At 66.3% G+C, this 14,741-nt stretch carries 15 protein-coding genes; 10 read left to right on the forward strand and 5 right to left on the reverse strand.

The window, feature by feature from the left end; genetic code table 11:
- From AC3WQZ_RS19570 to AC3WQZ_RS19585, 4 genes are read right to left on the reverse strand one after another with little or no spacing between them, the layout of a single operon-like run.
- Positions 1 to 1,056 (reverse strand): 2,5-dihydroxypyridine 5,6-dioxygenase NicX family protein, encoded by a 1,056-nt coding sequence (locus tag AC3WQZ_RS19570; protein WP_010813499.1) that lies wholly within the window; start codon positions 1,054 to 1,056, stop codon positions 1 to 3.
- Between the two features lie 16 nt (positions 1,057 to 1,072).
- Positions 1,073 to 1,900, reverse strand: a complete 828-nt coding sequence (locus AC3WQZ_RS19575; protein ID WP_062804643.1) for an alpha/beta fold hydrolase — start codon at positions 1,898 to 1,900, stop codon at positions 1,073 to 1,075.
- Between the two features lie 9 nt (positions 1,901 to 1,909).
- On the reverse strand, positions 1,910 to 2,662 hold the full coding sequence (locus AC3WQZ_RS19580; RefSeq protein WP_011616812.1) for a maleate cis-trans isomerase family protein: 753 nt from the start codon (positions 2,660 to 2,662) through the stop codon (positions 1,910 to 1,912).
- 21 nt (positions 2,663 to 2,683) lie between these two features.
- Complete coding sequence (locus AC3WQZ_RS19585; RefSeq protein WP_492301094.1) at positions 2,684 to 3,646, reverse strand: amidohydrolase family protein; 963 nt, start codon at positions 3,644 to 3,646, stop codon at positions 2,684 to 2,686.
- Positions 3,647 to 4,085: 439 nt separating this feature from the next.
- On the opposite strand from AC3WQZ_RS19585, the gene AC3WQZ_RS19590 reads away from it, so the two are divergent.
- The 10 genes from AC3WQZ_RS19590 (at position 4,086) to AC3WQZ_RS19635 (ending at position 14,102) form a co-directional block, all read left to right on the forward strand.
- Positions 4,086 to 5,690 carry an MFS transporter gene (locus AC3WQZ_RS19590; protein ID WP_492301095.1) on the forward strand — a complete coding sequence of 535 codons (1,605 nt, stop codon included), beginning with the start codon at positions 4,086 to 4,088 and terminating at the stop codon, positions 5,688 to 5,690.
- 171 nt (positions 5,691 to 5,861) lie between these two features.
- Positions 5,862 to 7,079, forward strand: coding sequence for an ABC transporter substrate-binding protein (locus AC3WQZ_RS19595; protein ID WP_492301097.1), 1,218 nt, complete (start codon positions 5,862 to 5,864; stop codon positions 7,077 to 7,079).
- A 7-nt stretch (positions 7,080 to 7,086) separates the two neighbouring features.
- The gene (locus AC3WQZ_RS19600; RefSeq protein ID WP_492301098.1) at positions 7,087 to 7,893 is read left to right on the forward strand and encodes an ABC transporter ATP-binding protein; all 807 of its coding nucleotides are present in this window, start codon (positions 7,087 to 7,089) and stop codon (positions 7,891 to 7,893) included.
- Positions 7,890 to 8,627: an ABC transporter ATP-binding protein gene (locus tag AC3WQZ_RS19605; protein WP_010813506.1), complete on the forward strand. Its 738-nt coding sequence runs from the start codon at positions 7,890 to 7,892 to the stop codon at positions 8,625 to 8,627. Before AC3WQZ_RS19600 ends, AC3WQZ_RS19605 begins: the two co-directional genes overlap by 4 nt.
- 11 nt (positions 8,628 to 8,638) lie before the next feature.
- Entirely contained in the window at positions 8,639 to 9,523 is an 885-nt protein-coding gene (locus tag AC3WQZ_RS19610) for a branched-chain amino acid ABC transporter permease (protein WP_010813507.1), read from the forward strand.
- Complete coding sequence (locus AC3WQZ_RS19615) at positions 9,523 to 10,569, forward strand: branched-chain amino acid ABC transporter permease (RefSeq protein ID WP_011616808.1); 1,047 nt, start codon at positions 9,523 to 9,525, stop codon at positions 10,567 to 10,569. The genes AC3WQZ_RS19610 and AC3WQZ_RS19615 overlap by 1 nt, the downstream gene beginning before the upstream one ends.
- An 82-nt stretch (positions 10,570 to 10,651) precedes the next feature.
- Entirely contained in the window at positions 10,652 to 10,957 is a 306-nt protein-coding gene (locus tag AC3WQZ_RS19620) for a non-heme iron oxygenase ferredoxin subunit (RefSeq protein ID WP_011616807.1), read from the forward strand.
- An 11-nt stretch (positions 10,958 to 10,968) separates the two neighbouring features.
- Positions 10,969 to 12,249 (forward strand): NAD(P)/FAD-dependent oxidoreductase, encoded by a 1,281-nt coding sequence (locus tag AC3WQZ_RS19625; protein ID WP_058698594.1) that lies wholly within the window; start codon positions 10,969 to 10,971, stop codon positions 12,247 to 12,249.
- Positions 12,250 to 12,261: 12 nt separating this feature from the next.
- The gene (locus AC3WQZ_RS19630; protein WP_010813511.1) at positions 12,262 to 13,551 is read left to right on the forward strand and encodes an aromatic ring-hydroxylating dioxygenase subunit alpha; all 1,290 of its coding nucleotides are present in this window, start codon (positions 12,262 to 12,264) and stop codon (positions 13,549 to 13,551) included.
- Positions 13,552 to 13,586: 35 nt separating this feature from the next.
- The gene (locus AC3WQZ_RS19635) at positions 13,587 to 14,102 is read left to right on the forward strand and encodes an aromatic-ring-hydroxylating dioxygenase subunit beta (RefSeq protein ID WP_234788275.1); all 516 of its coding nucleotides are present in this window, start codon (positions 13,587 to 13,589) and stop codon (positions 14,100 to 14,102) included.
- A gap of 42 nt (positions 14,103 to 14,144) precedes the next feature.
- Here AC3WQZ_RS19635 and AC3WQZ_RS19640 read toward each other — a convergent pair whose 3' ends face one another.
- A complete protein-coding gene (locus AC3WQZ_RS19640; protein ID WP_010813513.1) occupies positions 14,145 to 14,618 on the reverse strand; it encodes a MarR family winged helix-turn-helix transcriptional regulator in 474 nt (157 codons plus the stop codon).
- Between the last annotated feature and the right edge of the window lie 123 nt (positions 14,619 to 14,741).

The following is a 14,741-nucleotide window of genomic DNA, read 5'->3' on the forward strand; positions in this document are numbered from 1 at the left end:
CTACTTCTCCTCCGGGTAGCGGAACCCATCCATGACCTTGCCGCGGCTCACCACATCCACGCCGTCCAGGCGCACGGTGCAGTTGCGCACGGGAATATCGATATGGCAGGCCGTGGTGCGGCTGCCGCCGGCTTCGTTATTGGGGCCGAGCGAGAACAGGAAGTTGCCCTCGAACGCGCGCGCGTCCATGCCGATGGTGGCCTCGCGATCGTACAGCCCCAGCGTGGACCAGTGCGCGCGCGGCTGCAGCCCCCAGCCGATATGCGAGATGGCATAGGCCTGCGGGTCGTTGAAGGAGGCCATGTACTCGCTCAGCAGTTCGGCGTGCAGGCCGCCTTCGATGCGCGTGGCAAAGCCGCCCTCCACCGTCAGCATGACCGGCTCGGTGACGTAGGTCTTCTGCGGCAGCAGGATGTCGCCGCGCTCCAGCACGATGGTGCCATTGGCAGCGCCCTCGTTGGGCCAGGTCAGCGCGAAGCCGCTGGGCCAGTGGTCCCAGCGCCCGGGCTCGTCGACAAAGCCATACTCGCTGATGGCCGGGAACTCGCCCAGCGGGCAGCGCAGGTCGGTGCCGGCCGGCGACACCACATGCATCTCCTTGGCGCGGGCCAGCCGCTCGGAGGCGGCCTTGACGCGCTCGCGGTCGGCCTCGCAAGGCACCAGGCGCGTCAGCACCTCGGGCGGCTCGGCGGCCAGCAGGATTTTGGTGCCGCCCTTCAGGATGTCGTGCTGTTCGGGGGAGAACAGCAGCGTCATCAGGTCCAGCACCAGGTCGCTTTCCCTGAGCGCGGCAATCGCGGCCCGGTTGCCCGTGAGCGGGGTCGTGCCCAGGTAGGCCAGCGCGTCGCGGCTCAGCGCCTTTTCGCCGTTGACGGGCGGCAGGTCGAGCCGGTTGACGATGGCACCCATCGCCTGCGTGGCGATCAGCGCGGTGGAGAGCGTCTGCGGGTGGGTCGCGGCGCTGGTCAGGATGGTGACAGTCTGCCCCGGCTCCAGCCGCGACAGCTTCAGCACCTTGCGCCAGGCCTCGATCATCTGGTGGTCACTTACCGGCATGTCGCCTCCTTGCTTGTCATTGCGTAAGCGGCGCGCCGAGGAAATCCCCAAACGCCGCGTAAAAGCCCGCTTCGTCATCCCACGGGATCATGTGGCCGGCCCCGGCAACGTGGCTGACCAGCACCCCCGGCAGCAGCGTGCGGATCTCCGCCACGTCTTCAGCGCGCACCACGTCGCCACGCCCGGCGGTCATCAGCAGCGTCGGCACCTTGACCCGGGGCAGATCCGCATGGATGTCGTCGCGATGGAAATCCTCAAAGCTGCGCACCACGGCGTCTTCGTTGCAGGTATGCAGCCATTCGGCGCGCAGGCGCAGCTGCTCGTCGGTCCAGGTCGGGCAGAAGCGGCGCATGCCTTCCACGTCGGTGCCCTGGCGCGACAGGCGGATGGAATCCACATACCACGGCAGTTGCGCAGGATACGCGCGGCGCCCGGGCCCCGACACCGGCGGGTCGACCAGCACCAGTCTGGCCAGGCCGCCAGGCCGGCCCGCCGCGGCGCGCACGCCGATGCGCGCGCCCATCGAATGGCCAACCACGCTGTGGCGGCGCAGGCCAAGTGCCTCGGCAAAGGCCACCACGTCGCGGGCCTGGGCGTCGAGGCTGTAGTCCATCCCGGCCTCGGCCGACGACAGGCCACGCCCGCGCACATCCAGCACATAGGTATCGAAGCTGGCGCCAAAGCGCTCGCCGACGAAGCCCCAGGTGATTGCCGGGCTGGTGATGCCCGGCACGATGATCACGGGATCGCGCGCGGCACGTTCACCGTCGTTTCCACCATAGCGCAGGAAGTGCTGGCGAATGCCGTTGGCATGGACATGCCCGCCATAAAGGAAGGTGGTCATGGCAAGCCCTCAGTAGGCGCCCGACAGCAGCGCGCCGGCGCCCGGCACGACCGGCTCCAGGTCCAGCGCCTTGAGCATGGCGTAGGTCGTGGCAATGGCCGCGGTGATGACCGGCTTGCCCGTCATCGCCTCTACCTTTGCCACTGCCGGCAGCGACGGCATCTGCACGCAGGCCGACAGCACGATGGCATCGACATCCGCCAGGTTCATCTGCGACACGATGCCCGGCAGCCGCGCCGGATCGTGGCGGCCGACCTCAAGGTTGTCCGGAATCTCCAGCGCACGGTAGTCCACCACCTCATAGCCTTCGTTGCGGATGTAATCCACCACAAGCTCGGTCAACGGCTTCAAGTATGGCGCGACCACGGCGATGCGGCGCGCGCCGATCACGCGCAGCGCATCCACCAGCGCACCGGCGCTGGTGATCACCGGCGCGTCGCCGCCATTCTCGATGGTGTGGACCTTCAGGCGCTGCTCCGACTTGCGGTGATAGCCGTGGCCCATGGCCATGATGGCGACCAGGCAGGCGTAGCCGAGCACGTCGACGCGGGCGTCGCTAAGTTCCACCGCGCAGCGGTCGGATTCGGCATCCATGGCGGCCAGCTCTTCCTTGACCACCTTCTTCATGCGCATGCGGCTGGAGTGGAAGGTGAAGCGCTCCGGACGGATCTGCTGGCGCGCCAGCAGCATCGCGGGAATCTCGGTTTCCATGGTCGTGTTCGAGCTGGGAACGATCTGGCCGATGCGAAAGACTTTTTGCATGAGGGTCCTCGGGTTGTACGGTTACAGCTTGAGCAGGCGTTGCGCGTTGCCGTGGCAGACCAGCGCGCGCATGGTGTCGTCGAGCGGCGCGTCCTCGATGAACTTCGCCGCGACTTCGGTGGATTCGTAGGGATAGTCGACCGAGAACATCACGGCCTCAGCGCCGAGCTCGGCAATGGCACCGGCCAGCGCACCGTGCGAACACGCCCCCGAAGTGGTGATGACGATATTGGTGCCGATGTATTCCGAAGGTGAGCGCTCCAGCCGGACGCCGTGCGAATAGACCGCAAAGCGGCTGTCGAAGCGCCAGCGCTGGTACGGCAGGCCCTCGCCCATATGGCCGAGGATGAGCTTCAGGCGCGGGAAGCGGTCGAACACGCCGCCGAACAGCAGCCGCAGCGCATGCGATGCGGTCTCGACGCCCCAGCCCCACGCCGCGCCGGTCAGCTCGGGGTGGCCCGCCAGGACCTGCGGCTGAACCAGCGCGTCGGTCGGGTGCAGGTACATGGGCACGTCCAGCGCCTGCATGCGTTCCCAGAAAGCATCGTATGCCGGGTCGTCGTAGTAGCGCCCGTGGGTATGGCCGTTCACCAGCGATCCCTTGAAGCCAAGCTCGCGCACGGCGCGTTCCAGCTCGCGCGCGGCCTGTTCCGGGTCGTGCATGGGCAGCGCGGCAAAGCCGGCAAAGCGCGTGGGGTGGCGCGCGATCTGCGCGGCCAGGAAGTCATTGCTCTCGCGCGCCTGCGCCACGGCGAGGCCGGCATCGGGCTCGCCCTGCACGCCCGGACCCGTCTGCGACAGCACCGTGATGTCGATGCCGGCGCGGTCCATCTCGGCAAGGCGGTCCTCGTCGAAATCGGCGAGGCGGCGGCCCAGCTCGGCAAACACCGCCGGATCAATATGCTGCGTGAACGCCTTGGAATAGGCCTGAAATCCCGGCGTCATGAAATGCTCTTCGAGGGCGATCTTCTTCACTTTGGTCATGCTGGTGGGGGCTCCTGATTGGTGAAATCGCTTCGCTGCGGGCGTGTGCTGCATGGCATGCGGCGTGCACCGATGCAATTGATCAGTACACTGATTAGTTTCGGATTCTAGTCAGCGAATTTCCAAAAGTCTAGAAACGGCGCGGAGGGTTAACACCTATAACGATGACCATAGGTGCTCAGTACACTGAGCCCAGATGCTCAGTATGCTGACGATATTAAAAGGCCATTTAAATAGGCGATTTCGGGCATTCCGGCACATTGTGGACTGGCCCGCATTTTGCTCAGCATACTGCGTTTCTCATCAGCATACTGACTGATGCACCGGAAGGATGCGGCGCTGCACTGCGCGAGGGACCGACAGGCCCTGGCCAGCGGCGCCGGCACCGCCGGGACGAGCAGACATATAGAGACAATAGCTAGACCAAAGGACCCCCGCCATGACGATCAGCCTGACTCGCAGCGAGACACGCGCCCCCGCATCCGGCATGACAGCCGAGGAGCGCAAGGTCATCCTTGCCTCTTCCTTCGGCGCCCTGATGGAGTGGTACGACTTTTACATCTACGCCGCACTGGCGGTGTATTTCGGCGCACTGTTCTTCCCCAAGGGCAATGAGACTGCCGCCTTCCTGGCCAGCCTGGCCACCTTCGGCGCAGGCTTCCTGATACGGCCGGTGGGCGCGCTGCTGTTCGGCCGCCTGGGCGACCTGATCGGGCGCAAGTACACCTTCCTGGTCACCATCCTGCTGATGGGTGTTGCCACCGTCGGCGTCGGCGTGCTGCCCACGTATGAGCAGATCGGCATCACCGCCACCGTGCTGCTGGTGTTGCTGCGGCTGCTGCAAGGCCTGGCGCTGGGCGGCGAGGTCGGCGGCGCGGTCACCTACGTGGCCGAGCACTCCCCCGTGCACAAGCGCGGGCTGTACACCAGTTCGCTGCAGACCACGGCAACGCTGGGCCTGCTGTCCTCGTTGCTGGTCGTCTACCTGCTCAAGACCTTCCTGACCGAGGCCGAGTTCCGTGACTGGGGCTGGCGCATTCCCTTCATCGTGTCGCTTGTGATGCTGGTGATCTCGGTCTACATCCGCGGCAAGCTGCATGAATCGCCGGTCTTTGCCCGGATGAAGGCTGCCAACACCACCTCGAGGGCGCCGATCCGCGAGAGTTTCACCAACTGGAAGAACCTCAGGTCGGTGCTGCTGCTGTTCGTGGTGGCGGCGGGCCTGGGCGCCATCTTCGGCACCGGCCACTTCTACTCGATGTTCTTCCTCAACAAGACGCTGCACGTGCCGCTCGAAACGGTCCACATGCTGATCGGGATCGCGCTGGTGGTGGCCACCCCCTGCTACCTGCTGTTCGGCTGGCTGTCCGACCGCATCGGCCGCAAGTACATCATGATGGCCGCCTGCCTGCTGGCGGCGGTGTGCATCCAGCCGGTGTTCAAGGGCCTGACGCACTATGCCAATCCGGCGCTCGAACAGTTCCAGCAGCAAGGGGCCGTGCAGGTGACGGCCGGCGACTGCAAGGCGCGCCTGTTCGGCGAGCCGGTGTCCGCCTGCGACAAGATCCGCGGCTACCTGACCGACCTGGGCGTGGGCTACACCTTCGTGCCGGCCAGCAATCCGGCGCAGGCTGAAGTACGCATCGCGGATCGCACGCTGCAGGGCTTTGACCGCGACGCCATCAGGAGCGCGCTGGTGGCGGCCGGCTGGCCCGAGCGCGCGGACCCCGCCAAGATCAACACGCCGATGGTATTCGTGCTGCTGCTGGTCCCGATCCTGTTCCTGGCCATGGTGTACGGGCCGATGGCGGCCTTCATGGTGGAACTGTTCCCGGCCCGGGTGCGCTACACCTCGCTGTCGCTGCCCTTCCACCTCGGCGCGGGCTGGGTCGGCGGCATGCTGTCCTTCGTGGTAACGGCCATGAACGTGGCCAGCGGCGACGTCTACTTCGGCCTGTGGTACCCGGTGATCATCGCCAGTCTGGCCTTTGTCATCGGCATGCTGTTCGTGCCGGAGACGCGCGGCCGCGATCTGGCCACCTGAGCGGCACTACGGGTGAAGCTGAAGGGCGGATCTCTCCGCCCTTTCTTCCGGCCAACTATTCAGCATACTGAGTTTATCCGCGCTACCCGCGGCGCAGCGATGGCGCCGCGGTCTGCCGACGCAGCCATCGCAACCGTTCCAATCTTTCGCGTAGACAACCTGGAGCCCCTGATGTCCACCTCTCGCATCCTCCGCACCCTCGCTGCGTCCTCCGCCCTGCTGGGCCTGGCCGCCGCCACGCCCGCACTGGCCGACGCCAATGGCGTGAAGATCGGCGTCATCACCGACATGTCCGGCTCCTATGCCGACCTCTCCGGCAAGGGCTCCGTGCTTGCCGCGCAGATGGCCGTGGAAGAGTTCGGCGGCAAGGCCCTCGGCAAACCTGTGACGGTGCTTTCCGCCGATCACCAGAACAAGGCCGATATCGCCTCGTCGCTGGCGCGCCGCTGGTTCGATACCGATGGCGTCGACATGGTGATCGACTTTCCCAACTCGTCGACCGCGCTGGCGGTGCAGGAGGTGGCGCGGCAGAAGCAGAAGATCGACATCGTCTCGACCGGCGGCGCCATGGCGCTGACCAACCAGAACTGCTCGCCCACCGGCTTCCACTGGGCCTGGGACACGTATTCGGTGTCTTACCCGCTGGTGCGGCGCATGATCGAACAGGGCCGCAACAGCTGGTACTACATCACCGTGGACTACGCCTTCGGCCAGTCGCTGGAGGCAGATTTCCGCAAGGCCGTGGACGCAGGCGGCGGCAAGAACGTGGGCGCCACCCGGCATCCGCTCAACGCCAGCGATTTCAGCAGCCCGGTGGTGGCCGCCTCGGCTTCCAAGGCCAAGGTGGTGGTGCTGGCCAACGCCGGCAACGACATGATCAACGGGGTCAAGGCAGCCGGCGAGTTCGGCCTGATCAAGGCGGGCCAGACGGTGATCACGCCCTCCACCTTCATCACCGATATCAAGAGCCTGGGCCTGAACGCTGCGCAAGGGCTGACCTATGTCGACCCGTTCAAGCTCGACCTGGATGGCAAGTCGAAGGACTTCGTCGAGCGCTACTACAAGCGCCACAAGACCTATCCCACGCATGGCCAGATCGGCGTCTATTCAGGCGTGCTGCATTACCTGAAGGCGGTGGAAGCCGCCAAGACCGTGGAAGGCCCGGCCGTGGCGGAGAAGATGCGCGCGCTGCCCGTCAACGATGCCTTCGTGCGCAATGGCAAGGTGCGTGTCGACGGCCGCATGGTGCATGACATGTACCTGGCCCAGGCCAAGACCCCGGCCGAGTCCAAGGGCCCGTGGGACCTGGTCAGGTACATCGGCACGATCCCCGGCGACGAAGCCTTCCGGCCGCTGTCCGCCAGCGAATGTCCCCTGGTGAAGAAGTGAGCGCGCCATGCCTGACACTGATGTAATCCTGCAGACGCAGGGACTGACCAAGGCGTTCAAGGGCTTTACCGCAGTCAGCGATGTCAGCCTGTCCGTGCGGCGGGGCTCGATCCACGCGCTGATCGGCCCCAACGGCGCCGGCAAGACCACCTGCTTCAACCTGCTGACGAAGTTCCATGCGCCCTCGTCAGGCTCGATCCACTTCAACGGCACCGACATCACCGCGCTGCGGCCGGCCCAGATCGCCCGCATGGGGGTGATCCGCTCGTTCCAGATCTCGGCGGTGTTTCCGCAACTGACGGTGCTGGAGAACGTGCGCATCGCGCTGCAGCGCCGGCTCGGGTCCTCCTGGCATTTCTGGCGTGGCAGGCGCTCCCTGTCGCGGCTGGACGGCCGCGCCATGGAACTGCTGGATGCGGTCGGCCTGGCCGGCTTCGCGCACCTGGGCACGGCGGAGCTGGCCTACGGGCGCAAGCGCGCGCTGGAACTCGCCACCACGCTCGCGACCGACCCGGAGCTGATGCTGCTGGACGAACCGACGCAAGGCATGGGGCATGAAGACGTGGAGACCGTCACCGCCCTGATCAAGCGCGTTTCGGCGGGGCGGACGGTGCTGATGGTGGAACACAACATGAGCGTGGTGTCGTCCATCGTGGACCGCATCACGGTGCTGCAGCGCGGCGCGGTGCTGGCAGAAGGGACCTATGACGAGATCTCACGCAATCCGCAGGTAAGGGAAGCCTATATGGGAACCACCGACGAACCCGAAGACCGCCACGCAGCCGCGGCGGCGCTGAACGCGGAGGCATCATGACAAGGACGGCCTCCCCTGCCCTCGAACTCCGCGGCCTGCACGCCTGGTATGGCGAGTCGCACATCCTTCACGGCGTGGACCTGACCGTCAACCCGGGCGAGGTGGTGACGCTGCTCGGCCGCAACGGCGCCGGACGCACCACCACGCTGCGCGCCATCATGGGCCTGGTCGGCATGCGCAAGGGTTCGGTGCGTGTGCACGGCCAGGAAACCATCGGCATGAAGACGCACCGCATCGCACCGCTGGGCCTGGGCTACTGCCCGGAAGAGCGCGCCATCTTCGCCAGCCTGTCCTGCGAGGAGAACCTGCTGCTGCCGCCGCAATTCGCCTGCACCCCGGGGGCGGTCGGACTGCGCGAGCCCATGACGCTGGGCGAGATCTACGAGATGTTCCCCAACCTGCACGAGCGGCGCAAGAGCCAGGGCACGCGCATGTCGGGCGGCGAGCAGCAGATGCTGGCGGTGGCCCGCATCCTGCGCACTGGCGCCAGCGTGCTGCTGCTCGACGAGATCTCGGAAGGCCTGGCGCCCGTGATCGTGCAAAAGCTGGCGAAGATGATCGCCATGCTGCGCGGCCGCGGCTACACCATCGTCATGGTGGAGCAGAACTTCCGCTTTGCCGCGCCGCTGGCGGACCGCTTCTTCGTGATGGAGCACGGCCGCATCGTCGAGGCCTTCGGCGCCGATGAGCTCGAACGAAAGATGCCCACGCTCAGCGCCTTGCTGGGCGTTTAAGGAGACTTTTCATGGAATTGTTTGGAGTGCCCCTGCCCGCGCTGCTGAGCCAGTTACTGCTGGGGCTGGTCAACGGCTCGTTCTACGCGATCCTGAGCCTGGGCCTGGCCGTGATCTTCGGCCTGCTCAACGTGATCAACTTTGCGCACGGCGCGCTGTTCATGCTCGGCGCGGTGCTGGCCTGGATGGGCCTGAACTATCTCGGGCTCAACTACTGGCTGATGCTGGTGCTGGCACCGGTGCTGGCCGGGGCGCTCGGCGTGGTGCTTGAGCGCACCATGCTGCGCCACCTCTACCGCTTCGACCACCTGTACGGGCTGCTGCTGACGCTGGGCATCTGCCTGCTGATCGAAGGCGCGCTGCGCTCGATCTATGGCGTCTCAGGCCTGCCCTATCCCACGCCTGAAGGCTTGTCTGGCGTGAGCCAGCTGGGCTTCATGGTGCTTCCCAACTACCGCGCATGGGTGGTGCTGGCGTCGCTGGCGGTGTGCTTTGCCACCTGGTTCATGATCGAGAAGACGCGGCTGGGCGCCTACCTGCGCGCCGGCACCGAGAATCCGCGCATGGTCGAGGCCTTCGGCGTCAACGTGCCGCTGCTGGTGACGCTGACCTACGCGTTCGGCGTGGGCCTGGCCGCGTTGGCGGGCGTGCTGGCCGCGCCGGTGATGCAGGTCTCGCCGCTGATGGGCCAGAATCTGATCATCACGGTCTTCGCCGTGGTGGTGATCGGCGGCATGGGGTCGATCCTGGGCTCGATCTTCACCGGACTTGGCCTGGGTGTCTTCGAGGGTATTACCAAGGTCTACTACCCCGAAGCCTCCGCGACGGTGGTCTTCGTCGCCATGGTGTGCGTGCTGCTGGTGCGCCCCGCCGGGCTCTTTGGAAAGGAAAAATGATGGCAAGCGGAAAGCGTGCAACCTTCGCCTACGGACTGCTGCTGGCGGTCCTGCTGCTCGCGCCCTGGCTGGGCGCCTACCCGGTGCTGGTGATGAAGCTGCTGTGCTTCGCGCTCTTTGCCTGCGCCTTCAACCTGCTGCTGGGCTACACCGGGCTGGTGTCGTTCGGCCATGCGGCCTTCTTCGGCGGCGCCGCCTATGCCTGCGGCTATGCGATGAAGTTCCTGCAGCTGACGCCGGAGCTGGGCCTGCTCGCAGGCACCGCGTTCGGTGCCCTGCTCGGCCTGGTGTTTGGTGCACTGGCAATACGCAGGCAGGGCATTTACTTCGCCATGATCACGCTGGCGCTGGCGCAGATGTTCTATTTCTTCTGCCTGCAGGCGCCCGCGACCGGTGGCGAAGACGGCCTCCAGGCGGTGCCGCGGGGCGACCTGTTCGGCGTGCTGCCGCTGGCGTCGGACCACACCATGTACTACGTCGTGCTGCTGATCACCGCCGCGGCCTTCCTCGGCATCATGCGCATCGTCAACTCGCCGTTCGGGCAGATCCTGCGTGCGATCAAGGAGAACGAGCCGCGTGCCATCTCGCTGGGCTATGACGCGGACCGCTTCAAGCTGCTGGCGTTCGTGCTGTCGTCGGCGCTGGCCGGGCTGGCGGGCGCGCTCAAGACCCTGGTGCTGGGCTTTGCCACGCTCACCGACGTGCACTGGATGATGTCGGGCACGGTCATCCTGATGACGCTGGTCGGCGGCATGGGCACGTTGTCGGGCCCGCTGGTCGGCGCGCTGGTGATCGTGGCGCTGGAAAACAAGCTGGGCGACGCCGGCAATGCGCTCGCGGCCATGACCGGCATCGGCTGGTTCGAAACGCTGGGCGAATCGGTCAGCATGGTGACGGGGCTGATCTTCGTGGTGTGCGTGCTGACGTTCCGCCGCGGCATCATGGGCGAGATCCTGGCGCGCTGGCAGGCCCGCCCGTCGCTGCAGGCCGGCGCGCCCGCGGTGGGGCCAGCCGGATCCGGCGCGGCCAACCCGGGCCAGGGTTAACCAGAATACTGTGAGCATAAAACATCAGTACACTGATCTTATATATTCAGCATACTGACAAATGCAATTCACGGAGATCGCCATGGCATGGATTGAAATCGACGCCGCCCACGGCCTGCGGAACGACGAGGTAATGCCGCTCACGCTGGGGGACCGCCAGCTCGCCGTCTATCGCAGCGACGACCAGTACTTCGTCACCGACAACGTCTGCACGCACCAGTACGCGCTGCTGTCCGACGGCTACCTGGAAGACGGCTGCATCGAGTGCCCGCTGCACCAGGCCCGCTTCGACATCCGCTCCGGCAAGGCGATGTGCGCGCCTGCCACCAGCGACATCCGCACCTACCCGGTCAAGTTCGAAGACAGCCGGGTGTGGGTCGAGCTTTGAAGGAGCCGAGCATGCCACAAGACACGCCCATCCTGATTGTCGGCGCCGGCCAGGCAGGCGCGATGGCCGCTGCCGAACTGCGCAGGCTCGGCCATCGCGGCCGCATCGTCATGGCCGGCGGCGAACGCCATGCACCGTACGAACGCCCGCCGCTGTCCAAGTCCGTGCTCGCCGATGCCGCGCAGGACGGCAAGATCGGCGTGCACCCCGCCGGCTTCTATGCCGGGCAGGAGATCGAGCTGCGGCTTGGCACCACGGTCACCGCGCTGGACCCCGCGCACAGCGTGGCGCACTGCGCCGATGGCGAGGCCATTCGCTACGCCGCCTGCCTGCTCGCCACAGGCGGCAATGCGCGCGTCCTGCCTACGCTTCCCCCGGGCACGCCCCGCGTGCACTACCTGCGCACGCTCGACGACGCCGCCCGCCTGCGCGATGCCATGCAGCGCGCGCGCGAAGTGATCGTGATCGGCGGCGGCTTCCTTGGCCTGGAAACGGCCTCGACCGCGGCCGGCCTCGGCCTCCGGGTCACGCTGATCGAAAGCGCCGACCGGCTGCTCGGCCGCGCGCTGCCGCCTGAGCTTGGCAGCTGGCTGGCGCAGCGCGTGCTTGCGCAAGGCGTCGAGCTGCGGCTCGGCTGCGGCATCGCGGCCCTGGTGCCGCAGGCCGATGGCGTGCAGGTCAGGCTTGCGGACGGCGCGGCGTTGCAGGCGCCGCTGGTGGTGGTCGCGATCGGGCTGACGCCCGAGGTGGCGCTCGGCGCCGCCGCCGGCCTGGCGCTGGACCCCGCCAACGGCGGCATCCAGGTCGACCAGCAGGGCCGCACCAGCGCGGCCGGCATCTATGCCGCGGGCGACTGCTGCAGCCAGTACCAGCCCCGGCTCGGCGCCCACATGCGGCTGGAATCCTGGCAAAGCGCCAACGAGCAGGCGCGCATCGCCGCCGCCGCCATGCTGGGCGTGCAGGCCGAACCCGCGGCGATGCCGTGGTTCTGGACCGACCAGTTCGGCTGCAACGTGCAGATGCTCGGCGCGGCCACTCCCGATACCCGCTATGCCTGGCGCGGCATCGCCGCCAGCGACGCGCCCTGCCCCAGGTTCATGCTGCTCGGCACCCGGCACGGCCGGCTCAGCCACGCCATCGCCATCAATGCCGGCGGCGACCTGCGGCCGCTGCGCGCGCTCTTCGGCCATGCCGTCGAAGACCTGCTGCCACGGCTGTGCGATGACGCCATGCCGCTGCGACAGCTGGTGCGCGACCTCCCTACGGCAGCGGCCAGCCCCACTACACTCTGAAAGGACTCCCACATGTACCAGACACAAGCTGTGATCCAGCACACGCTGGGCAAGAAAGACGCCGGCCTGGCCGACTGCCGTTGGCCCGAAGACAGCCTGCACTACATCCCGGACTGGGTCTACACCAGCAAGGAGGTGCATGACCTCGAGCTGCAGAAGATCTTTCGCGGACGCTCCTGGAACTACGTCGCGCTCGAAGCGGAGATCCCCAACGCCGGCGACTACAAGCGCTCCTATGTCGGCGCGACGCCGGTGGTGGTGTCGCGCGCCGAAGACGGCTCGGTCAACGTCTTCGAAAATCGCTGCGCGCACCGCGGCGCCGAGTTCTGCCGCCACAGCCAGGGCAATGCAAAGGAATTCGTCTGCCCCTATCACCAGTGGTCCTACGACCTCAAGGGCAACCTGCAGGGCGTTCCGTTCAAGCGCGGCGTCAATCGCGCGGGTGGCATGCCCAGGGACTTCCGCAACGAGGACCACGGCCTGGTCAAGCTGAACGTGGCCACGCGCAACGGCGTGATCTTCGCCTCGTACGCGGCGGACATGGAAAGCCTGGAAGACTACCTGACGCCGGAGATCCTCAAGGACTTCGACATCGTCTTCAACGGCAAGCCGCTCAAGGTGCTCGGGTACTACAAGAACGAACTTCCGTGCAACTGGAAGATGTACCACGAGAACCTCAAGGACCCGTACCACGCCACGTTGCTGCACTCCTTCCTGGTGGTGTTCGGACTGCTGGTGGCGGGCAACGAAAGCGCCATGATCGCCGATCCCGTGCACGGGCGGCACGGCACCATGGCGTCGGCGAAGAAGGAAGACAAGTACGCGGCCGTCAGCGACGAGAACAAGAAGGAGATGCGCTCATACCATGAAGGCATGCGCCTGGAGGACGAACGCTTCCTGGAATATGTGAAAGAGTTCGATTCGCCTTGGTCGGTGACGATGCAGACGATCTGGCCGAACCTGATCGTGCAGCGCGAAATGAACACCCTCGGCGTGCGCCAGATCGTGCCCAACGGGCCGGACAGCATGCTGATGCTGTGGACCATGTTCGGCTACGAGGATGATACCGAGGAGATGACGCAGCACCGCCTGCGCCAAGGCAACCTGATGGGCCCCGCTGGCTTCCTGGGGCTGGAAGACAACGAGGCGATGAAGTTCGTGCAGGAAGGCGTGCGCCGCTCCAGCAGCGACCTCAATGTGCTCAAGCTGGACCCGGACCAGGTCGGCACCTCCAACTCCCTGATCTCCGAATCCGCCATCCGTGCGATGTACCAGTACTACCGCGGCGTGATGGGGTTCTGAACGGCGGCTAACGGGATTCCCAGAATATGAAACCGATGAACTATTCCCTCTATCGCGAGAGCGCCCTCGGCACCGCGCGCGCCATTGAACTGCGACTGGAGATCGAGGCCTTCCACGCGGAATACTGCGCGGTGCTCGACGCCGGCCTGGTGGAGCAATGGCCCCGCTTCTTCACCGAGAATGCGCTCTACCGGATCACCGCGCGCGAGAATGCCGAGCGCAACCTGCCGGTGGGGCTGGTCTACGCCGAAGGGGTGGGCATGATGCGCGACCGCGCCGCTGCGATTGCCAATACCCAGATGTTCGCGCCGCGCTACAACCTGCACCTGGTGACCAACACGCGGGTCAGCGACGAAACCGCGGACGGCGATATCGTGGCACAGGCCAACTACATGCTGCTGCAGACACTGGTGGAGGGCCCCACCACGATCCACCTGGCGGGGACCTACTACGACCGCTTCCGCCGCCAGGGTGGCAGCCTGCTGCTGCGCGAGCGGCAGGTTGTCTACGACACCACCATCATCGCCAACGACCTGGTCTACCCGGTCTAGCGCGCGTTGGGGGCGCGGCGGGCCTTGCGCCCGCCGCCGGGCTCACATGCTGCGCAGCACGGTGCGGCTGTACTGGTTGTTGGCTTCCACCAGCGTCGCCAGCAGGTCCATGAACACTTCGCGCTGGGCGGGCTTCAGCGGCGCCAGCATGCGCTCCTGCGCACGCGCCATGTCGCCACGCAGCGCCGTGACCACGCTCTTGCCTTCCCGCGTCAGGTGGACGTGGCGGGTGCGCCGGTCGGCGGGGTTGTCGCGGCGCTCTACCAGCCCGCGCTCCTCGAGCCGGCGCACGACGTCGGCGGTCGTGGTCCGGTCCAGGCCGACCTCTTGCCCGAGCGAAGTCTGGTCCAATCCCGGCAGCACCGACAGCACCGTCAGGATGGCATATTGCACGGGCGTGATATTGGGCGACTTGCACTCCTCGAAGAACATCGCGACGTGGATCTGGTGCAAGCGCCGCACCAGGAACCCCGGGCGGGCCCAGAGCAATTCCTTTGCCGGATCGGCTTCCGGCATGGCATCCGCCACCTCATGACTGCCACTCGTTGCGTTGCGTTTCGCTCTCGCAGACATCGCTCTCACCATTTTGTATGCACACTGACAGTATATATGAGGCAGGCGAGAGCGAGCCGCCTTGCG

This window comes from Cupriavidus sp. FW305-26, from assembly GCF_058787975.1.